Below are 22119 nucleotides of genomic sequence, written 5' to 3'. Positions count from 1 at the left end.
GTAAGTGAAACCTGCTTAAACAAGAAAGCCATCCGAATGTATGGGATGGCTTTATATACTTTAGGATCTTGTGCTTATTTCCAGCCACCACCTAAGGCGCGGTATAGTTCAACAACTGCCTGTAGTTTTTGTAATTTGTCGTTTATACCACTCAACTGTGCAGTTAGTAAACTCTGCTCTGATGTTAAAACGTCTGTATAATTTGTAGCAGAGCTGTAACGTAATAACTCTTTGGTAAAGTCTACCGCTTTAGTTAATGAGGCAATTTGTTTTGCTCTTGTTTCTTCTTTTTCTGCTGCGGTTTGATAAGCATACAATGCATTTGAAACTTCCTGTCCGCCTGTTAAAAGTGTTTGCTGAAAGGTATAGAAAGCAATTTGCTGATTTGCCTGAGCAGTAGTTAAACGGGCTTTATTTGCTCCTTTTGCAAAGATAGGCTGTGTTAATCCACCAACTAAACTATAGAAGATAGAGTTATCAAAAAAGTTGCTCAATTGTAAACTAGTTAAACCTCCCGATGCGGTTAATGTTAAAGCCGGATAGAAATAGGCCTTCGCAACATTTGTGTTTTCGAAGGCTGATCTAAATCCAAATTCTGCAGCAATAACGTCCGGACGATTTTTTAATAACTGCGCTGATACACCAGTCTGCAGATTGGCAAAGGGTACCTGCGCGTCTATATTTGTACGATTGATACTTTCCGGAGCTTTTGCAAGTACAATACTCAATGCATTTTCGGCCTCTTTGATACTTCTCTTTAGATCAGGAATAGTCACTTGAGCGGCATATAAGTTCGCTTCACTCTGTACTACAGATGCACCGTTAACTACAGCTCCTTCTTTCAGCGCTTTCATAGTTTCCACATCCTGAGTTCTGATTTTTACAGTTTGCACAGTGATGGCAAGTTGTTTATCTAATGCAAGCAAATTATAATAACTATTGGCAATAGTTGCAATGAGCTGGGTTTGTACTGCACGTTTAGTTGCATCACTTTGTAATAAAGCTGCATAAGCTGAACGTTTGGCACTACTTAATTTTCCCCAGATATCGGCTTCCCATGCGGTGCTTAATGCGGCCTTATAAGTCTGGGTTTCCAGATTGATATTGATTCCGGAAGGAAAGTTTAATGCTGCAGCTGCCTGCTTAGCATCTGTAACTGAAACATCAGCCTGTAAACTTGGTAATAATGAGGCGCGACTTTGTCTTAAGGTAGCCTCTGAGATTTTTATACGCTCAATCGCTTGTTTTAAATCTAAGTTTTGATTTAAGCCCTGCTGAATTAGTGATTGTAATGTAGTATCAGAAAACAAATTTTTCCATGGCATATCAGCCATGGTTATGGTGTCTGTGGTATTATTATCCCGGTATAAACCTTCACTGACAACTTGTGGGCTGGTATACTTTTTAGTTACACAAGCACTAAAGGTAAGGATGGTAAAACCGATTAAGATGGAATGCTTATATCTGAATTTCATTGTTTTAAAATTAGTGTTTACTCTTAGCTGTTGCCAGTTCGTATTCTTCCGGTGTTTGCTCTTTTTCAATCCCATCTTCAAATGGCGACTTGTTACTGATTCGTTCCTGAAGGCCCTGGAAGATGATAAACAATGCCGGGATAACAAATACTCCGAATAGTGTACCCACTAACATACCACCTACAGCACCAGTACCAATAGATTTATTTCCTGAAGCACCCACTCCTGATGATAACATCAAGGGCAATAAACCTAAGATAAATGCAAATGAGGTCATCAGGATTGGACGTAAACGTGCCGTTGCTCCATCAATAGCTGCATTGATGATACTCATACCTTTCCTTCTTCTGTCTACTGCATACTCAACGATCAAAATCGCATTTTTAGCCAATAGACCTACAAGCATAATCAGGGTAATCTGCGTATAGATGTTGTTATCCACTCCGAAAATCTTATCGAACACAAACACGCCGGCAAGTCCTACCGGAAGAGAGATAAGCACCGCAAGTGGCAGGATATAACTTTCATACTGAGCTGCCAGTAAAAAGTATACGAAAATGATACACAGTAAGAAGATAAAGACAGTCTGACTACCTCCGCTAATTTCCTCTCTCGATAAACCAGAGAACTCATAGCCATATCCTGCAGGTAAACTCTCAGCCGCAACTTCCTGAACTGCTTTTAAAGCATCACCTGAACTGTATCCTGCATTAGGGTTACCGGTAACTGAAATAGAGGTGAATAAGTTGAAGCGGGAGATGGCTTGGGGACCATAAACTTTGGTTAATGTAATGAACTCAGAAACTGGTGCCATTTGTCCGGAGCCATTTTTAACAAAAATGCGGGTTAAAGTTTGTTCGTTAGAACGATACTGTGCATCGGCCTGATACATTACGCGGAACTGCTTTCCATATTTATTAAAGTTGGAAGCATATACCCCACCATAATAGCCTTGCATTACTCCCAGTACGTCAGCAACAGTTAAACCAGCCTGTTTTACTTTTGCCACATTTACATCAATTTGATATTGAGGGAAATTGGGATTGAAGGACGTTGACGCATATTGGATTTCCGGTCTTTTGCTCAATGCCGCCAGGAAGCCATTGCCAATGTCATTAAACTTTTTAATGTCGCCGCCGGTTTTATCCTGTAACTGAAATTCAAAACCACCACTGGTACCAAAACCCTGAATGGTTGGCGGGGCAAAGAAGATGATTTTAGCACCCTTGATGTTAGCCGTTTTGGCAAAAAGCTCTCCAATAATGATTTTTACATCACGTCCTTTGCGCTCATCCCATGGGCTTAACCTTGAAATTACCATACCATAGGAACTTCCCGAACCACTAATCATACTTCTACCAACAACCCTCAATGTATTTTTAATCTCCGGAATTCCGTGGGCAATACTATCGATTCTTGCAATGATGATGTTCGTTTCTTCCTGAGAAGTACCTGCTGGTAAAGATATGTCAGACATGATTGTTCCTAAATCTTCATTGGGTACGAAACCTTTAGGCGTGGTATTCATTGTCCATACCAAAACAATGGTAAAAAATGCAATTGCTACCCCTACAATCCATTTTGCATGCGACAAGAAACTTACGGACTTTTTATACTTGTTGGTAACTGCATCAAAAGAAGTATTAAATGCAGCATAAAAACGGTCTAAGAAGTTTTTCTTTTTATCATGGTCATCTCCATGAGGTTTTAAGAATAGTGCACAGAGTGCAGGACTTAAAGTTAGTGCATTGATTGCTGATAGAATAATAGAGATTGCAAGGGTTAATCCAAACTGCTTATAGAATACCCCGGATGAACCTGAAATGAAACTCACCGGAATAAACACCGCAGCCATAACCAGTGTGATGGAAATAATGGCTCCACTGATATCATCCATGGCATCAATGGTTGCTTTTTTCGCATCCGTGTAACCTTCATCCAGTTTTGCGTGTACAGCCTCAACTACAACGATCGCATCATCCACTACAATACCAATAGCCAGCACGAGGGCGAAAAGGGTTAGTAAATTGATTGTAAAGCCAAATAAGCTGAGGAAGAAGAATGTACCTACAATCGCCACCGGAACGGAAATGGCAGGGATTAGTGTCGACCTAAAATCTTGCAGAAAGATAAATACCACCAGGAACACCAGTATAAATGCTTCAATTAAGGTATGAATTACCTTTTCAATCGAAGCATCCAGAAAGTCGTTAACGTTAACTAACGTAGAGTAATGAACTCCTTTCGGAAAGGATTTTTGGGCTTCATCAAGTGTGTTGATCGAATTCTCGATTACTTCCTTTGCGTTTGAACCAGCGGTTTGGTTAATGGCTATACCAAGCGCCTGCTTCCCGTTAAATTTAACAGAACTTGCATAGCTTTGTGCACCAAGTTCGATTCTGGCAATATCTTTTAAACGAAGAATTTGTCCGTTCGCATCAGTTTTGATGATGATGTCTCCAAACTGCGCTTCGTCTTTTAACCTACCGGTGTATTTCAAAGTATACTGAAATGCCTGGTCACCCTGCTCACCAAACTGTCCGGGAGCAGCCTCTACATTCTGGTCAGCCAGGGCAGTATTAACGTCACTTGGAACCAGCCCGTATGTTGCCATAACATCAGGCTTTAACCATATACGCATGGTATAATCCAGGGTACCAAATGCACTTGCATCTCCCACACCATTAATACGCTTTATTTGTGGGATGATGTTGATATTTGCATAGTTCTGTAAGAACTTTTGATCATATGACGGATCATCACTATAAAGACCGAAGATCAATACATTACTCGCTTGTCTTTTGGCAGTGATTACCCCCGACTTGGTTACCTCGGCTGGCAATAAACTTGTTGCTCTGGCTACCCTGTTCTGCACGTTTACCGCAGCCAGATCAGGATTGGTACCCAGCTTAAAGTTAATGGTTATAGTGGCCGTACCATCATTACTGGCCGTCGAAGTCATGTAAGTCATGTCTTCAACACCATTGATTTGTTCTTCCAGTGGAACGACTACACTGTTCATTACCACATCGGCATTCGCTCCCTGGTAGGAGGTAGAAACCTGCACGGTTGGAGGTGCGATTTCCGGATATTGTGAAACCGGTAGTGTGGCTAGACCTAAAACACCGAGAATTACGATGATGATGGATATAACCGTGGATAGAACCGGTCTTTCTATGAATTTTTTAAACATAATTAATATTGATTACACTTTATGGGTGTGATTGCACTGACTATATTATTTATTTTTTGATATCAGCATATACTGAATCAGCACTTTGTTCTTCCGGTTTAATTTTAGCACCGTCTTTAAGCGACTGAAACCCTTCAAGTACGATCTTATCGCCTGCTTTCAATCCTTTGGTTACTACGTAAAACTTATCTTTTGCCAAATCCATGATCTGAATCTCGGTGCTAATGATCTTGGATGAATCACCTAAAATATAGACAAATTTCTTGCCCTGAAGGTCGATTGTAGATTTTTGAGGAACCAGAATGGCATTTTCGACATGTTGCGGGATGCGAACAGATGCACTACCTCCTGACTTCAAAAGCGCAACAGGATTTGGAAATGTTGCCCTTAAACTCGCTGAACCAGTGTTGGTATTAATCTGGCTGTTTATGGATTCTATTTTACCATTTTGTGCATATACTGTTCCGTCAGCGAGAACTAAACTCACTGCCGGGATGTTCGACATTTGTTGAGCCAGGGTATTACCTTTATAGGTTTTGGAAAAATCCAATAATTGCTTCTCATTGAGTGAGAAATAAGCATAAACTTTAGAGGTGTTTGAAACTGTGGTTAGCGGTTCAGTACTTGTACTGCTTACCAAACTTCCGTTTCTGTAAGGAATGCTACCTACTATTCCGTCAACCGGACTAGTGATAGAGGTATAGCCTAAATTTACCTGAGCGTTAGCCAGTGTAGCCTTTGCCTGTGCCAAAGCCGCTTTTTTGCTTTGCAAGGTTAACTGAGCAGCGTCTAAGTCATATTTGCTGATGATGTCTTTTTCAACAAGCGGTTTTGTTTTGTTTACCTGTAGCTGTGCTGCAAACACATCTGCCTCTGCACTGCTGATTGCCGCTTTAGCAGTTCTTACTTCCTGTTCGTATTGCGGTGCCATGATGGTGAATAGCAATTGCCCTTTCTTAACGACCGCACCTTCATCTACTAATATTTTCTGGATGAACCCGTCGACTTTTGGACGGATGTCGATATTCTGAATTCCTTCAATAGTTGCAGGATAATCAGAGTTGAGTTCTGTTGTCTGGCTTTTTACAGTGAAGACCGGGTAAGCCTGAGGGCCAGCTGGTGCAGCTGCGTTTTTTGCATCTTTGTTTCCGCATGATGCCAAAAGCATACCAATGCTCATACTAAAAAAGAGAGTTGTTACTTTTCTCATGGAGTATTCTTGTGTGTGTTAAATTATTTTCCGGATTGAAAACGTCATCAAAATTTGCCTTTTGACTGCCTGATTTCTGCCCAAAAATAAAGCCTAAAAAAAAATAAGATCGTCCAAATTTTGTCATTTAATCAATCGATTGATTTATTTTACGCGTTTTAATTGCTAGAAAGAGTTTTAATCCACTGTTTTATAGAGTGTTAATCTATTTTTCACCCAAAAAAGGAGTGTGTAATTATCTTGAGACAGATGTTAAGGAATGTTAAGGGAGGCTGTATTGTATGTTATTTATTGCAACCGATGTTGGTTTTTTACTCCATATTAAGCAGTCATAGTGTACGATATACACTTAGCTTTTGATTGCCAGATTCGTTAAATTTCAATAGCCAATAAAAAATCCCCTGGAATTTCCAGGGGATTCATTTATTTTGATATCTTCAAAAAGATTGACAACGTAGTAATTATTTGTTTACGTACATTACTTCTTTTACCGCTTTCACAACCTTTTCAGCGTTTGGCAAGCTTGCTGCTATTAAGGTAGGAGAGTACGGAAGTGGAACATCTGCACAGGTAATGCGAACTACCGGAGCATCCAAATAGTCGAAAGCTCTTTTTTGAACCATGAAAGCAATTTCACCTGAAAGTGAAGCCAATGGCCATGCTTCTTCAACTACAACCAAACGGTTTGTTTTCTTAACGGACTCGATAATTGTATCGTAATCAATAGGACGAACAGTACGTAAGTCGATTACTTCTACATTGATTCCTTCTTTAGTTAATTCCTCAACAGCTGGATTCACTACGCGAGTCAGCATTTTACCAAAAGTTACGATCGTAACGTCTGTACCTTGCTTGGTTACGTTTGCTTTACCAAATTCGATGTAATATTCTTCTGCAGGAACATCACCTTTATCACCATACATCACTTCCGACTCCATAAAGATAACCGGATCCGGATCGATAATAGCTTGTTTCAATAATCCTTTTGCATCATATGGAGTAGATGGAACAACAACTTTCAAACCTGGGGTATTTGCAAACCAGTTTTCGAAGTTTTGAGAGTGCTGTGCACCAAGTTGACCTGCGTTACCTGTAGGGCCACGGAACACCATTGGACAGGAGAACTGACCACCACTCATTGATAAAATTTTAGCCGCACCGTTGATAATCTGATCGATAGCTACCAACGAGAAGTTGAATGTCATAAATTCCACAATGGGAATAAGGCCTGCTGTTGCAGCCCCAGTTGCAATACCTGCGAAACCTAATTCGGCAATCGGGGTATCGATAATGCGTTTCGCACCAAATTCTGCAAGCATGCCTTGACTAACTTTGTACGCTCCGTTATATTCTGCTACTTCTTCACCTAATAAAAAAACGCGGTCATCTTTACGCATTTCTTCGCTCATGGCTTCGCGTAGTGCTTCTCTAAATTGGATTTCTCTCATTGTAAATTTTAATAACGGTGGCAAATATAATTATTAATCGCGTTGAAACCAAAGGCAATAATACCTGTATTTTGTAATAATTATGGTTGATAACGAGGATTTTTGAACCCTGATAAATAAGTTTTTAGCCTAGTTCTCAGAAATACTAGAATTAAATTCTGTTACCTTTGCAATAAGCTGTTTTTTCTATTAATATTCGTAAGTTTTACGAAACATCATCATCAAAAGGTGTTTTTCAGTCTTACACTTATTAATGATGAGGATTAATTAGCCCATAAATTTCACTGTCTAAAAACTGTCCCCTGAAATAATAATCCTGACGGAAAAGTGCCTCACGTTTGAAGCCATGTTTAATTAACATTTGTCTTGAAGCATCATTTTCTACATTGATGTTTGCCTTCATCGTGTGCAGGTTCATTTCTTCAAATCCAAAATCTATTGCGCACATTAGGGCTTCAGAAATAATCCCCTTACGCCAATAATCCGGATGGAGCATATAGCCGATCTCTGCACGGTGATTAGCAAAGTCTGTTCTCCAATAACCTATAGATCCGATCATTTCATCCGGCTTATCTTTTAACGCAATCACCCATGCCAGGTTGTCGCCGTTTTCAAAACCGTCATTAAATGCTGTAATAAATGTTTTTACTTCCATGATGTCTTTAGGTCTTTCCCGGTCGATATATTTCATGACCATTTCATTGGTGCGCATCTCAAATAACAACCGCGCATCAGAAATGGCATGTTCCCGAAGTATTAACCTGTCAGTTTCTAAAACAGGGAATTGGGTAAAATTCAGCTTTAACATAATTTAAATATTAGTTTTCATACCTATTTTCCAAACAAGGTTTTGTATATCGAGTATTTATAATTATCGGGAATTTCACTCACTTTAAAATAAGCATCACCAAAAAGTTCAGACAGTTTTTCCCGTAGTTTTGTTAAAAAAAGCGGTTTGATTTCTTCCAGGAAATCGCCCTTTAATACTTGCCTGTTGGCTTTAAACCAAACACCGCCATAGATGGGATCATTCATCGTTTTAACAATATACAGATTAGGTTCAACGCAGGTTTTTCCCGACGATTGTTCATATGCGTAAGTGTAGAGTAGTGTTTGAATCAGCGCTTTATTAATGTGTTTTCCGTTGGAATTGAACAGCTCATCTATATCTTTAAAAGCCAGTTTATCACTTCCGGTTTTATAATCTATAATTTTCGTAATTCCGTCCTTAACATCAACCCTGTCGATATAACCAAATATTTTTACGCTTTCTTCCCGGCCATTTAGCGGGAAGGTAATTTCAGCTTCCACCTTTTGCTCCAGACTAATGATGCTGAATGGCGTTTGGGAAATATCCTGATTCAGAATGATATTTACGTAGGCCTCAACAATTGCGACGATAACCTTTTGCATGCCTTTATATTCCATCACCAGGTCGGGGTGATTAAACAGGACTGAATTGAAAGCCCTCTGAATCATTTGAGGCACTTTCTTCCGTTGTTCGTTTATTTTCTCGGCAGTGATTTCCTCAAGCCTTAAATCCTCATAAAAATATTCCATCACCTTATGCAAGATGGAACCAATCTCGTTCGCTTCTACAACTGCGCTTATTTCTTTAGGCTCTTTAATGCCCGCGATGTAGTTAAAGAAGAAGTCAATTGGATTCGAAATATATTGGGTCAATGCTGATGGAGAAAGAACTTTCTTTTTATTGAGGTACTTCTGCAGGGTTTCCTGAATAAATGCATTTCCGTGTTTCTCAATAGCCACGTCTTTGAACGCTTCCGTTTTAACATCTAAATTCAACTCATAATAGGCGAAACTGAAACCACTCTCATATTCAAGCTGCTTTAAAATCCTGCTGGGCTCACCTGAAGTGGACTCATCGGTTAAGCTGTTATAAACAAAGTTGATATTTTTCGCCCTCTGCAATAAACGGTACACCATATAAGATGAAATGGCATCAAGATTTTCCAATACGGGTAATCCATATACCCTGCGGATGGAATCAGGAATAAAACTATTTCCAATGGATGATTTAGGAATAATACCTTCGTTAAAACCCAGAATGACCACTTTATCAAAGTTCAAATTTCGGGTCTCTAGCAAACCCATTACCTGAATACCATTTAAAGGATCTCCTGAAAGGGGAACAGCAATAGCTTGCAGGGATTTCTGAACCAGGTAAATCACGAATGGAATTTCCTCTTTGCTGATGTGGTGACTAAAGGTATCGTGCAAGCGATTCAGCTCTTGTATAGTTTTAACAAATAGTTCCGCATCGATTTTTTTAAGCGTTTTTGCATTTGATAACCGGGTGAGCACGAAGTCCAATACATCCAATAAGTGTGTAACAACAAATTGTGGTTCTTCAATCTTTTTGTAAAACACCTCAAACAGACCATTTTGCCGCAACAAGCGTTTATGATCGATTTCAACCTGATTCTCATCCAATAAAGCGGTTAGGATTTTATCCCGCATTTTTTGTGTTAAGCCTGTAAGGGGATGAGTTAAAAAAGCTTCAACATTTTTATATGAAACTTTATTGTCGTGTATGATTTCCAGCTGAGTGGTTAGCCAAAGATCCACCAGGCCATAAATGCTGGAGGTAGAAAGGGCAAAACCCATTGTGATATTCAGATCGATAGCAGCATCACCGAAGCTACTCGGAATGGTTTGCAGGGTTGGAATAAGCAGGCTTTCATCAGCAAGTACAACAACAGTTTTTCCTATGCTTTCTCCATTCGTATAATCTTCTTCTAAAATATTGTTTAAGATTTTAGCTTGCGCAGACTGGCCCTGAACCTTATAAACATTCACATGATGCTGAGCAGTTTTCATCAGGCTTTTCTGGTCAGTGAATACATTTCTGATTCCGAGCTGATTTAAGTTTTTCCTCAAAAACAAGCCTGCCTCCTGAGACGGGTCGTCCAAATAATAAGCATCTGTGTCGAAATAAAACAATGCCCTTTCAGTTTCCTGCAACTGGGTGAAAATCTTAGCCTCAGCGCTGCTTAACGCATTAAAACCAACAAATATGACCTTCCCCTTCTCAAAGTTGGAAATGAATTCCTGATGGCCTGTAATGTCATCAGCCAAATGGCGATAAACCGAACCGTTGGTCAGGTAGCCCATGTCTTTTAATCGGCTATGGAATTTATTGTACAGTTTGGGCATTCTTCGCCACATCTTAATGAACAGTTCCTGCTGTTTTTTATGCTTTCCTTCGGAATAAGACGTCCAGAATTGCGATAGGAACTGGTACTGTTCCGCGCTAAGATAATCGAAGTCCTGACTAATGACTGAAATATCCTCCAGGTCACGATATAGCTTTTGGGCATCAACCAGGTCGGCATCAATCTGGTTAAAGTCACTTAAAATGATTTTCGCCAACGGGAAGAATTTATGACTTGATATCGTCTCGAGTTTTTCTTCACTCAAAAGTTGGTTATAAATTCGGTGCAAGGTAAAGAACTGAAGATAAAAATCAGCGATCCGGTAATTCGTTGAAGCAGCGAAAAATTCCTGAATGGTAAAAAAAGAGGGACTAAAAAAAGGCTTGCCAATAATGTCTGCAAAATGCTTTTGTAAATAGGCTGCCGGCCTTTTGTTGTTAAATACTATGGCGCAGTTTTCCAGTTCATGACCAAATCTGGCAACTAAATCCTGAGCAACTTCGTGTAAAAATGTAGTCATCAAAAATATTTATTAGTCCTTTCGTAATCTAAAAGATTTTCCTCCAAATCTCGAGATATTATAATTCAATCCAAAGGTCACCACCCTGGTGACCTGATTACTACGGCTTTCTATTACAGAGTTTCCTAACACCCGCTGCGAAATGTTATTACCTTGATTCAACAAGTCGTTTACGTTAATACTGCAACTTAATACTTTGCTTTTGAAAAATGCTTTTTCTGCACCCAGATTGATGATGAAAGGGTTTGTATTGTTAAAACTATAACCTCTTGTAATCTGCTTATTTGCGCTAAAGTTAAGATAATAAGATGTGAATAATGTTGCCGTACCAGATGCGCCAAAGTTAAAGTTGTGAATTTGTGTATTTACCTGCAGGGATGTTGTACTGGTATTATTCTTGTTTTTGCTGGTATTATAACTGCCATTGACACTAATTCTGAGGATTTTTAGCTTCAACGAAGTTGAAAAATTAGCGTGGTAATTTTCTGTTTTGATGAAAGATTGACCCGTATTGAGCAAAAGGTTGTAACCGGCAAGACCTGCATTAAAAGCATTCATATTATTATCATTGTTGGTGTCCATATTGTAGCCTATACCTACTGTAGTGGTCAGTTTTTTAGTGTTCATTCTTCCTGAAAGATTTTGAGAAATGTTGTAACCCTTATTGAAACTTCTCATACTGTTAACAATTGCGGTTTTACGGGAATTTCCGGCGTTTCCTCCAATGGATATAGTATATTTTCTTGATTTGAAAGGAATATTGATATTATAGTTTAAGCTCACATTATAGTTTCCATTCACATTTTCAAAACGTGTTTCCTGCTTGTAGGCGCCAAGTGTATCGGGAATTAAAATGATGTTATTAACAATTTCATTTTGCGTGGCACTAATGGCAACTCCACTCTGGATAGAGATTTCGCTTTTCTTACCGAAATAATTAAAGTTTGACGAAACAGAATGGTTGAAAGATGATTTAAGCTCGGGATTGCCGATAACAATGTTCTGTAAATTCTGCGTATTTCTCACTGGTTGCATTTGCGAAATACCGGGGTTGTTATTTTGACCATTATAATTTACCGAGAGGGATTTAGTGCTGGTAAAGGTCTTCGAGTAGCTAAACGTAGGTGAGACATTGATATAATTGTTACTATAAGTATTACCCTCCTGCGGATATTCGTTGCGGATCAGATTTGGTCGTGCATTTAGTCCTATACTTAACCGACCCTTTTTTCCCGTTTGGTAATAGCGCACGTCCAGAGATTGATTTAGCGTTGAGTTTTTAGTCAGTACACTCAGTGAATCAACCCTCGTTGTGCTGAAGGTGGATGGATTAAGTACGTAAGTCTGTAAATCGCTGTTGGTTAATCCAACAGATCCATGATAACTGAAATTTAAGCTCCTGCTAAGTAGTGTATCTTTTTTCAAACTGATACCATAGGTTAGCCCGAAACTAAATTGCTTGTTTCCACCTTTGTTATATACGGTCCTGTTTAACAAGGAATCTTTTTCTAAATTGCCGCTAGAACTATAATATAAGGTATTAGTTATAACATTTTGTTCGGATTGGTTAGATGAGCTTGAAAAGGAAAAGTTCCCTGAAAAAGTGTTTTTCGTAAGCTTTTTAGAAAAGTCAAGATTGGTCCGAAATGAAGGCGTGCGGTTATTGGTCAGGGTGTTGTTGATGAAATCCTGCCTGGTGAAACCAGTTTGTAAATTTGATGAACTATTTTGTGATTGGGAATTGTTGGTCTCAAAGCTGGCTGAGCTCAATAAAAAGACTTTTTTAGAAACCTGATTGAAATTGACGGACATATTGTGCCCGTTATTCCCTGAAGAGGAGCGGTTTTCGATCTGGCTGTTCAATTTACCTAGCGTGCTGATGGTTTCAACCGTTTGCATACTTGTCGAGTTATTTGATCCACCCCGGTAACCGTAATTTATTCCAAAATTGCCTTTGTCTTTTAATTTATCACTATGGCTAAAACCAATATTCCGGCTTTCAGAAATGCCGGCGCCATTATCGGCCATGTTATAACCAATACTACCGTTGCTTTGCTTACTCCCTTTCCAAAGGTTTACATTCCCATTTCCACCTATCTGCTTATTGGTACCAGCGCTAAATCCAAAACCTCCGAACTGGCCGTTATCCATACCTGGCTTAGTAACAATATTGAGCATCTTTTGTGATTCGCCCACTTTGATTCCTGTAAAATTTGCCTGATCACCAAAATCATCAATTACCTGTATTTTGGAAACAATACCTGCCGGAAGTTTTGAAATGAAATCTTTGACATTATTCGTGAAAAAATCACGGCCATTGATACGAAGTTTAGTCATGCCTTTTCCCATTGCGGTTACGTTGTCATTTTCGTCTAGTTCAACTCCGGGCAACTGCTTGAGCAAATCGCTAACACGGTCGTCTTCCTGAATATGAAAAGCATTTGCATCATATTCAACCGTATCCTGCTTGTATTTTATCGCCACTGGTTTAGCTTTGATGATGACATCCTCCAGAATGATTTCGCCACCTTTTAATATAATTGTGCCTATATCAATTTCAGACATGTCGGGTTTGATAGTATATTTTGCCATGTGGGTTTTATAACCTATACCGCCTATATTGATCACAAGACTTTTTGCATTTATTTTAGAAAAGGAAAAACTTCCCCTATCATCAGTAGTGGTGTAGGATGAGTCTTTACCAAAAGTAATTTTGACGGTTATACCGCTTATTGCTTTTTTTGTAGAGTCGGTAACACTTCCTTTTATATCACAGGACGTTTGTGCTAAGCTTGGGGTATAAGCAAATAGCAACAGGAGAGAGAGTAAGAGCAGAAAATTTTTCAACAAGGTATTTATGATTACAAATGCATTTAGATTTAGATGGCTCGGTTAGTAATTTTCCACAACTATAACGCATTATTTTGCTAAATTAGATAACAGGCTTTAATTCTTTGTTAATTGCATAAAATAAATAGCCCTTCACGTTGCTGTAGCCCATTTCAGAAAGCAAGGCTTTGTACTTTAAGACCTGTTCAATATGTCTGTCGCTTTTTTCGAGTGTAAATTTATAATCCAGAATGATAACCTCATTGGCATTGATTAGCACCCTATCCGGACGATGAAGTTTTCCTTGTGCATCGACAATGTTTTTTTCGGTAATGCTGGAAGTTGCCTTATTTAAAATTTCCTGAAGTTCAGCATGATTTAAAACTTCGAGCGATGATGTGGTTAGTTTTGGAACCTCTTCCTCTTTGATAATACCCTGCAAAACCAGATTTGAAACATAATCTGCAACCTCTTTCTCGCTGCTGGCATTTGCCAGAATATCATGTAGTAAGGAACCTTTTCTTCCTGATTTTTCAATATTGATCAGGTGTTTTAAATTCTTCTCAGCTGAGGGCAGATAGAGTTCCGACAAACGAGAAGTGGTGGGGTAATTTCTCAGCTCAACAAAATTGGATTCTTTTGTTTTATTTTCAATCATTACATAGTCTGCAATTTCGTAAACGCCATGTTCATCAAACTGTCCTTCGAAAGTGAAGTTAATCACATCACCCATGTTTGAAAGGCTTAGCTCTTTATTTCCTTTGGGTTCAGCTTTTGCCATAGTGGCTATGTAAAGGAAGTCTTTGGAACGGGTAGTTGCAACATATAGCATATTTAATGCATCCATGTTATTATAAAGCAACTCTTCGTAGTAGGCCTTTGCAATTGATGAGTGGGCTAAATCTTTGTTGTATTTCAGAGGAATGCCCCTAAGTTCTTTATAAGCAGTTCCTTCTGACGAAACCCAAAATGTTGAGTTGGTTTTACCTTTTACTTCCCAGTTGCAGAAAGGAACAAATACAGCACGAAAAGCTAAACCTTTTGATTTGTGGATGGTGATGATTTGAATCGCATCGGCACCTTCAGGAGATGGAAGTGATTTTTTTATGCCATCTTCATCCCACCACGTAAGAAATGAGATAATGCCCTTTTCACCGAGTTTTCCTGCATTGGCGGTTAAATCGCGGAATGCTAAAAGATAAGGCAGGTGTTGGCTTAGCCGCTTCAAATCGTAGGCCTCGATTAGAATCTCTACGAGTTCGGGCAGGGGAAGTTGCAGCCACGATTGCCAGTGATTGCAAAGTGATTGAGGCAATACATCTGATAATGAAGATAGTGAAGTATGAGTGAGATTTAAATAGTGATTTGCATTTGCCTCTTTTTCATGTAAAGAGTGGTAAAGGGCGATACAGTTTGCTTTATAAAGTGCTGTTTGCGCATCCAGTCCGATCAGGACTTTAAGCGTGTTGATGATTAGTTTAACAGTAGAATTATTAGAAATCAACAAGGCATCGCCTGAAAGAACAGGCAACTTGAACTCCATTAGCTTTTGCACAGTTAATAGCGCCTCACTATTTGAACGCACTAAAATAGCGATGTCCTTCAACGAATAATGCTTCTGATCTTTTAAATAAAAAATTTCTGCTATTACATCATTCAGGGCAAGATCACGGAAAACCGTCTCACTGAACCGTATCTCTTCCGGAGCTTGTTCTTTGCCAAACTTTTTGATCTTAATTGTTCCACCCTTTAAAGTGTTGGGCGCAAAATTTTGCGTCGAGCCAGCATAAATATCTGTAATAATCGAATTATAGTGTTCCGCATTCCACCAGGCAGAAATATTTTCAGGTTTATCAGCTAAGTTTTGATTTAACTCATTTTGTAGCGTTAAAGGAATACTTTTATATATTACATTGTTAAACGTGATGATATTTTCGGTACTGCGGTAATTTTCTTCCAGACTTTCCTCCACCACATTATGCATACCAACATCGGTTTTAGCATGTTTATGCAGGATATTCCAGTCGCCATTTCGCCAGCGGTAAATGGATTGTTTAGTATCTCCCACAATCAGGTGATCTGTTAAATCCATGCTTGGGGTGGCAATGGCATTGGTTAAAAGCGATTTAAAGCTTCCCCACTGGCTGGTTGAGGTATCCTGAAACTCATCGAAAAGGAAATTACGATATCTGTTGCCCACTTTTTCCCATATAAAAGAGGGGTTCTCTCCGGCATCGTCAGTAATTCCGGATATCAGTTTTTGGGCATCGCTGATGAGCAGGTTATCGTTTTCAGCTCTATATTCTTTTAGCAATACAGCTATTTCCTGCATCAGCCTTAAATAATAAAGGTTTTTATTGAAGGCAATTGCCAATTGGTAATCCGGTAAGTAGGAAAGAAAATGATCTTTTATTTGATGTAATATGGGATTAATCGTTTCATAAACCTCTGGTATGGCGGCGTTTTTCTGAAACCATTCATCAGGCTCATCTATTAAGTTGAAAAGAGCCTCTATCTTAGAAAAATCTCCTCTGGCTATTAACACCAACTTTGTGAGGGGACTTCTGGATTTGCCTTTCAGGTGTTCATTTTCTACCCCTAGTACATTTATAGCCTCGTGTGCATCAGTTGCCAGCTGAACGATTTCATCCTCAAATCTTTTGATTTCTTCTTTGGTAACGCTGATATACTTTTTAAAGAGTTTATCAATATTCTCCGCGCCCAGCTCCTCTACTGCAGATTCAAAAATCTGGAACCGCTCTGAAAAAATTTCCCCGATTAAATTATAGAGTTCCGACTTGTAATTCCAGCTTTTGTTGTCGCTAATACGCTCAAGTGCCAGGTCGATGATCCATTGTAAAAGCTGCTTATTGTCGGTTAAGGCTTCATCCAGCTTGTTTACCAGGTCATCTTTAACCTTATCGTAATTCATTTCTAAATTATAATCAGCATTTAAACCTAGTTCAAAAGCAAAGCCGCGAATGACCTTTTGTACAAAGCCATCAATGGTGCTGACTGAGAAACGGCTATAATCGTGGAGGATTTTACGATAGATTTTATCTGCTTTAAGCTTTAAACCCTCTGCATTTATTTCAGGGTAGGCTACCAGAACCAGCTTTCTGTAATCATCAATTTTTTTCGAGGGGTTTCCCTGTGCCAGGCCCACCAGAACTTCTAAAATTCTTGATTTCATTTCTTCAGTAGCCTTATTAGTAAAGGTTACAGCTAAAATCTCGCGGTATTTGTTTTCACTGCTAAAAAGCAGCGTGAGATAATGTGCTGTGAGACTGAATGTTTTACCAGAACCTGCGGAGGCCTGGAGAATTTTAAGAGGTTTTGGCATAAATTCCTGATAGTTTATTTTTTCTTAACTTTTTTCTTGATTCTGGCTGGCCGTTTTTCCATTGGATAAGGAATATTTAATAAGTCCCTTATGACCACGGAAGCACAAGCGCCACCAAATGCTGCTGGCAGGTAAGAAATTGTGCCATAGGCGGAACGTTTAAAATTACTTCCGTCAGTTAAAATTAACGATTCCTTTTTGTATTCTTCAATAGAGAAAACAGCCTTTACCAAATTCAGGTTTGGGAGTTTGTTGAGTCGTTTGCGTACATAACTGGCGAAAACGCATTGATAGGTGTCTGGAAGCAAAGTGATCCTTAATTTGGTAGGATCAACTTTACCGCCTGCACCCATAGAACTCACAATCGGGATGTTTTTTTCCAGTGCAGTTGATAGTAGGGTCATTTTAGGCATTACGCTATCAATGCAGTCCATCACATAGTCGTATTTATTTTCCAGAATTTCCCTGCACTTATCAGGAGTAAGGAATGAATTAATCACATGTAATTTTAAATCCGGATTGATGGCAAGTAAGCGTTCTTGCATAATCGATGCTTTACCAACACCATGGTTTGTTGCCAATGCCGGCAATTGCCTGTTTCTGTTGCTTGGATCAACCACATCTCCATCTACAATGGTCATTTCGCCAACGCCCGAACGGCAAATAAATTCTGCTGCAAAGGAGCCAACCCCTCCTAAGCCGATTACTAAAACGTGTTTCGATTGAAGCAAGTCAATTCCTTCATTGCCAACGAGAAGGGCGGAGCGGGAGAGCCAGGATGTATCAGACATATCATTATAATTATTTATCAATGGATCACGAATGGTCACAGCATTAACGGTTTTTTTCGTGAGCTAGTTTCTGGTTGTTCCTAAAGTAATTTTAGTTCTTTCCAGTTTGTAAAAATAATGGCTTTTAATTCATCAACCGAACATTTTTTTAAATTCGCTGCGGCCTGATAGATCTGTTCGATTGATATTTCCGCAGAATCGGTTTCCAAAAAAAAACTATTACATTTCTTAATTAAACCGGCAGCATCAGAATCATGTTTTAAAATAGAACTTCCAAAAGATAGCAGAAAACCTTTATTTTGCATTTGCTTACCGAGTTCTTGGTTCTTATTAAAGCCGTGAATGAGAGTCGGGACTTTAATCCGCAGTTCATCTTTGAGCGCTATCAGTTCAGAAAAAGCTTTTACACAATGTAGGATAATCGGCTTCTCAAGTTGCTCTGCCAGTAAAATCTGTTCTTTTAGGATAAGGATCTGTTTATCTAGTGTTTCACCCCTTAATTTATCAAGTCCGCACTCACCAATGAGTTTAACATTTGCCTGTTTAGCTAGTACCTGCATGTACTTCATTTGCATTGGCAGTTGCTCCAGTGTTGCATACCAGGGATGTAAGCCTATTGAAATCGGCTTTTTTTTGGGCATGGCCAAAAATATATCGCTTGTCACAGATAAACTTTGGATGCTCATTACCCCGTTTTGCTTACCACTGTGATGCGTATGTACATCTAGAAAATCCATTAATAGGCAAAGATAGGTTTTTTCAAAAAAAATGCCGGGGTACCGTAATGTATCTCTTCTGTAAAGAATTCAGTATTAATCTATAAAAGTACTAGTCTTTATTACATTTGCAGTAACCATATCCTTTCACATGAAAAAACTACTTATTATTTTAGCTGCTTTATTCATTTCTACTTCGGCATTTAGCCAGGATAAAAAAGAGCCTGTTCAGATTTATAATCCTAAAGCCAACGCTTTGGCTGACATAAAAGCCGCAACCGAAAAGGCAGCAAAGGAAAAGAAACACGTACTGGTACAGGTGGGAGGAAACTGGTGTTCCTGGTGTATCGCTTTTCACAATTTAGTTGATACTACCGCCTCTTTAAAGCAAACCATTAATGATAACTATGAATTTTTATTGGTGAATTGGGATAAGGATCATCACAATGATGAAGCGATGAAAGTTCTCGGCTTTCCTAACCGTTTCGGCTATCCTGTATTTGTGGTACTGGATGGAACAGGCAAAGTGCTACATATAGAGAATTCATCTTATCTGGAAACAGATGAAATTGGTTCAAACGGAAAAAAGAAAGTGGGTCACGATGTGAAAAAGATTAACTCATTTCTAAAAGGCTGGACCTTTGCCGCAGTAGACCCCGATTCTTACAAACCAAAGTCTAAATAAGTAAAAAGCCGCAGGGCTTAGATTTTAGGTCTATCCCCGCGGCTTTTTTTAATCCTCCAAATCTGCTGGCTCATCATCAAGATTGAGCTCGTAGGATGGTCTGGAAGCTTCATCAGCTTGTTCCAGCATGTCTTTATCATGTTCGATACTGGTATCATCTCCTTCTAATTCATTGATGTTTTCAGTATCATCCTCTCTGCGTAAAGCATCGTTAGGGTCGTTTGAATAGTTATCTTCTTCTGGGTCTATCATGGCATTGAGTTTTTATAAATAGATAATGTTTTTGACCCCCGAATTGTTTTAAAAATAATTGGTTGTTTTACTGGATTATAACCCGTCACCAAATTTAAAGTTTGGCAAAATGCTTACGGGTAATTTTCCAGCTGGAATTAAGCGGTTATTGATAACTGCTGCAGCCGAGATTTGCATATAATCTTCTTTTTGATAACCAACAACCAGGCCTTTACTGTTTTCTAATCCAGGTAGCGCAGCCAGGTTATAAGGGTTGGCAAATAATGCAAATACCGTGTTCTTGCCGGATAATTCTTTAATGAAATTTTTAACCCCTGTGTTTAGGGGGATGTTATTTGCAGGCCTTGCCCGGCTATCGTGAATGCCTACAATTACCTGATCGAAGGCTGCAACTTCACGGGCAATATTCGAAATTTGAGCTGCTGTAGCATCTTTGTCTAAAACATAATAAACCGAGTTATAAAATCCCTTAGACACCTCCTTTTGGAACCGAGTTACCCCGGAAACGCCTATACTAATAATAGCGGTTCTTCTGATCGGAATCATGTTTTTAATATAATCTTTTCCTTTTAACAAGGTAACAGACGCATTGGCCAATTCCTGCACCAGCGCATTGCCGGCGGTCCGGTTTACTTCAGCGACAATATTTTTTACCACTACGGTATCTCTTTGGGTTAAGCCCGCCCAGTATTTTGCGGTTAGGATTTTCCGTACACTAATATCTACATCGTTCATGCTGATTCGCCCCTGCCTGATAGCACGTCGAATAAGCTTCACGGCCCGCTCGCTATTCTCAGAAAGTTCAAGGATATCATTGCCTGCAACAATGCCCATCACATCAGCCTCACCATCTTTAAAAAACTTTACTACGCCCTTCATATCCATCGCGTCTGAAATCACCAGTCCTTTAAAACCCAATCTTTCTTTCAGGATGCCTGTAACAATAGGTTTAGAAAGGGTAGAGGGTAAGTTAGGGGTGTTATCTAAGGATGGGATATTCATATGTGCAATCATTACTCCCGATGCACCTTGCTTGATCAGTTCTTTGAAAGGATACATTTCAAGGCTATCTAAACGTGCGGCTGTAAAGGTAAGTTGAGGCAAATCGTAATGCGAATCTACGTCTGTATCTCCATGTCCTGGAAAATGCTTCAATGTAGTTAGCAACCCACCATCCTGCATGCCTTTCATGTAGGTAGCGGTTTTGGTGGCAACGTTAAATTTGTTTTCACCGAATGAACGATAATTGATCACAGGGTTTTTGGGATTATTATTAATGTCTGCATCAGGGGCAAGGTTCATTTGCATTCCCATTCTTTTAAAGTCTTTGGCAACTTCAAGCCCCATTTTGTAAATGAGATCTTTGTTTTGGATTGCACCCAGTGTCATTTGATAAGGATAGGATATCGTGCTGTCCAGGCGCATACCCAAACCCCATTCTCCGTCGTTAGCCACAATCAAAGGAATCCGGCTAACCTTTTGGTAGGCATTTGTAGCGCGGGCTTGCCTTACTGGTCCCCCCTGGAAAAAAATTACCCCACCCAGTTGCTCTTTTTTGATTACCATACCCACAGAGTCGATATATTTCTGACCTAAATTGGTATGTGCACGCACAAAGAACATCTGGGCAATGCGTTCCCTTCTGTTGAGTTTATTAAATACAGAATCGACCCACTTAGGCTGGTTGGCCAGCATTTCCAGGTAAGACTTTTTCTGGGCATTTGCTGATAGCACAGCAAGGCCTAAGGAGATCATTAGGAATATATTTTTTTTCACTTTGTTTTGTTGTAATGCGATTCGGCTAAATTAATAAGTAATCATCGTAATAATCAAAAACCAATCCAAGTAATTAATTTAATACAATTAGTTGTTGCAATCGAAAGGAAAAGATGAAGATAAAGGCCCATCCTTTATCTTCATAAATTAGAAATATTGCTGTTATTTTGAAGTAAATGTTTAAATTGGTAAAACATACTAACCATTTTTTATGCCGAAAGATCATCAATATTCAACTACCATTACATGGACAGGCAATAAAGGCTCGGGTACCATGGATTACAGATCTTACGATCGGGACTATGTTATTTCTATAAAAGGTAAGGCTGATATTTCGGGTTCTTCCGACTCAGCTTTTTTAGGCGATAAGTCAAAGTATAACCCGGAAGATTTATTACTCTCGTCTATATCGAGTTGTCACATGCTCTGGTATCTCCATCTTTGTTCAAAAAACGAAATTGTCGTCATCGACTACAAGGATGAAGCTGTAGGCGTGATGGAGGAATTATCCGACGGAAGTGGGAAATTCAAAGAAGTGACCTTGCATCCACAAGTGTTAATTGCTGATCAGGCACATCTCGAATTGGCGCACTCGTTGCACCAGGAAGCAAATAAGATGTGCTTTATTGCTAATTCCCTTAACTTTGCGGTTAAACATAATCCGGAAATTAAAGCGGAGAATAGTTAATGGAGTTGGCAGTTCAC

Annotated in this window: 14 protein-coding genes; 2 read left to right on the top strand and 12 right to left on the bottom strand. The window is 39.2% G+C overall.

The window, feature by feature from the left end; translation table 11 throughout:
• Positions 1–74 precede the first annotated feature (74 nt).
• From AC570I_RS12430 to AC570I_RS12385, 10 genes are all read right to left on the bottom strand, one after another.
• Positions 75–1475, bottom strand: a complete 1401-nt coding sequence (locus tag AC570I_RS12430; protein ID WP_497405669.1) for an efflux transporter outer membrane subunit — start codon at positions 1473–1475, stop codon at positions 75–77.
• A 10-nt stretch (positions 1476–1485) separates the two neighbouring features.
• A complete protein-coding gene (locus AC570I_RS12425; RefSeq protein ID WP_497405668.1) occupies positions 1486–4668 on the bottom strand; it encodes an efflux RND transporter permease subunit in 3183 nt (1060 codons plus the stop codon).
• Between the two features lie 49 nt (positions 4669–4717).
• Positions 4718–5878 (bottom strand): efflux RND transporter periplasmic adaptor subunit, encoded by a 1161-nt coding sequence (locus AC570I_RS12420; protein WP_047798996.1) that lies wholly within the window; start codon positions 5876–5878, stop codon positions 4718–4720.
• Between the two features lie 461 nt (positions 5879–6339).
• On the bottom strand, positions 6340–7326 hold the full coding sequence (locus AC570I_RS12415; protein WP_047798995.1) for a pyruvate dehydrogenase complex E1 component subunit beta: 987 nt from the start codon (positions 7324–7326) through the stop codon (positions 6340–6342).
• Between the two features lie 250 nt (positions 7327–7576).
• On the bottom strand, positions 7577–8134 hold the full coding sequence (locus AC570I_RS12410) for a GNAT family N-acetyltransferase (protein WP_497405667.1): 558 nt from the start codon (positions 8132–8134) through the stop codon (positions 7577–7579).
• A 23-nt stretch (positions 8135–8157) separates the two neighbouring features.
• Positions 8158–11022, bottom strand: a complete 2865-nt coding sequence (locus AC570I_RS12405; protein ID WP_497405666.1) for a PD-(D/E)XK nuclease family protein — start codon at positions 11020–11022, stop codon at positions 8158–8160.
• 12 nt (positions 11023–11034) lie between these two features.
• Entirely contained in the window at positions 11035–13869 is a 2835-nt protein-coding gene (locus AC570I_RS12400; RefSeq protein ID WP_497405665.1) for an outer membrane beta-barrel protein, read from the bottom strand.
• Between the two features lie 85 nt (positions 13870–13954).
• Positions 13955–17194: a UvrD-helicase domain-containing protein gene (locus AC570I_RS12395; protein ID WP_497405664.1), complete on the bottom strand. Its 3240-nt coding sequence runs from the start codon at positions 17192–17194 to the stop codon at positions 13955–13957.
• A gap of 14 nt (positions 17195–17208) precedes the next feature.
• Positions 17209–17985 carry a tRNA threonylcarbamoyladenosine dehydratase gene (locus AC570I_RS12390; RefSeq protein ID WP_497405663.1) on the bottom strand — a complete coding sequence of 259 codons (777 nt, stop codon included), beginning with the start codon at positions 17983–17985 and terminating at the stop codon, positions 17209–17211.
• 80 nt (positions 17986–18065) lie between these two features.
• The gene (locus AC570I_RS12385; RefSeq protein WP_497405688.1) at positions 18066–18671 is read right to left on the bottom strand and encodes a TatD family hydrolase; all 606 of its coding nucleotides are present in this window, start codon (positions 18669–18671) and stop codon (positions 18066–18068) included.
• A 181-nt stretch (positions 18672–18852) separates the two neighbouring features.
• Between AC570I_RS12385 and AC570I_RS12380 the strand changes: the two genes are divergently transcribed.
• On the top strand, positions 18853–19386 hold the full coding sequence (locus tag AC570I_RS12380; protein WP_497405662.1) for a thioredoxin family protein: 534 nt from the start codon (positions 18853–18855) through the stop codon (positions 19384–19386).
• Between the two features lie 48 nt (positions 19387–19434).
• On the opposite strand, the gene AC570I_RS12375 is transcribed toward AC570I_RS12380, so the two are convergent.
• Positions 19435–19638 (bottom strand): hypothetical protein, encoded by a 204-nt coding sequence (locus AC570I_RS12375; protein ID WP_047798987.1) that lies wholly within the window; start codon positions 19636–19638, stop codon positions 19435–19437.
• Positions 19639–19713: 75 nt separating this feature from the next.
• Positions 19714–21393, bottom strand: a complete 1680-nt coding sequence (locus AC570I_RS12370) for a glycoside hydrolase family 3 protein (RefSeq protein ID WP_497405661.1) — start codon at positions 21391–21393, stop codon at positions 19714–19716.
• Positions 21394–21625: 232 nt separating this feature from the next.
• Here AC570I_RS12370 and AC570I_RS12365 point away from each other — a divergent pair, with 232 nt between their 5' ends.
• Positions 21626–22102 carry an OsmC family protein gene (locus tag AC570I_RS12365; protein WP_497405660.1) on the top strand — a complete coding sequence of 159 codons (477 nt, stop codon included), beginning with the start codon at positions 21626–21628 and terminating at the stop codon, positions 22100–22102.
• The last annotated feature ends 17 nt before the right edge of the window (positions 22103–22119 follow it).

The organism is Pedobacter sp. A2324 (assembly GCF_059693705.1).
This window is presented reverse-complemented; position numbering and strand designations above follow the sequence as displayed.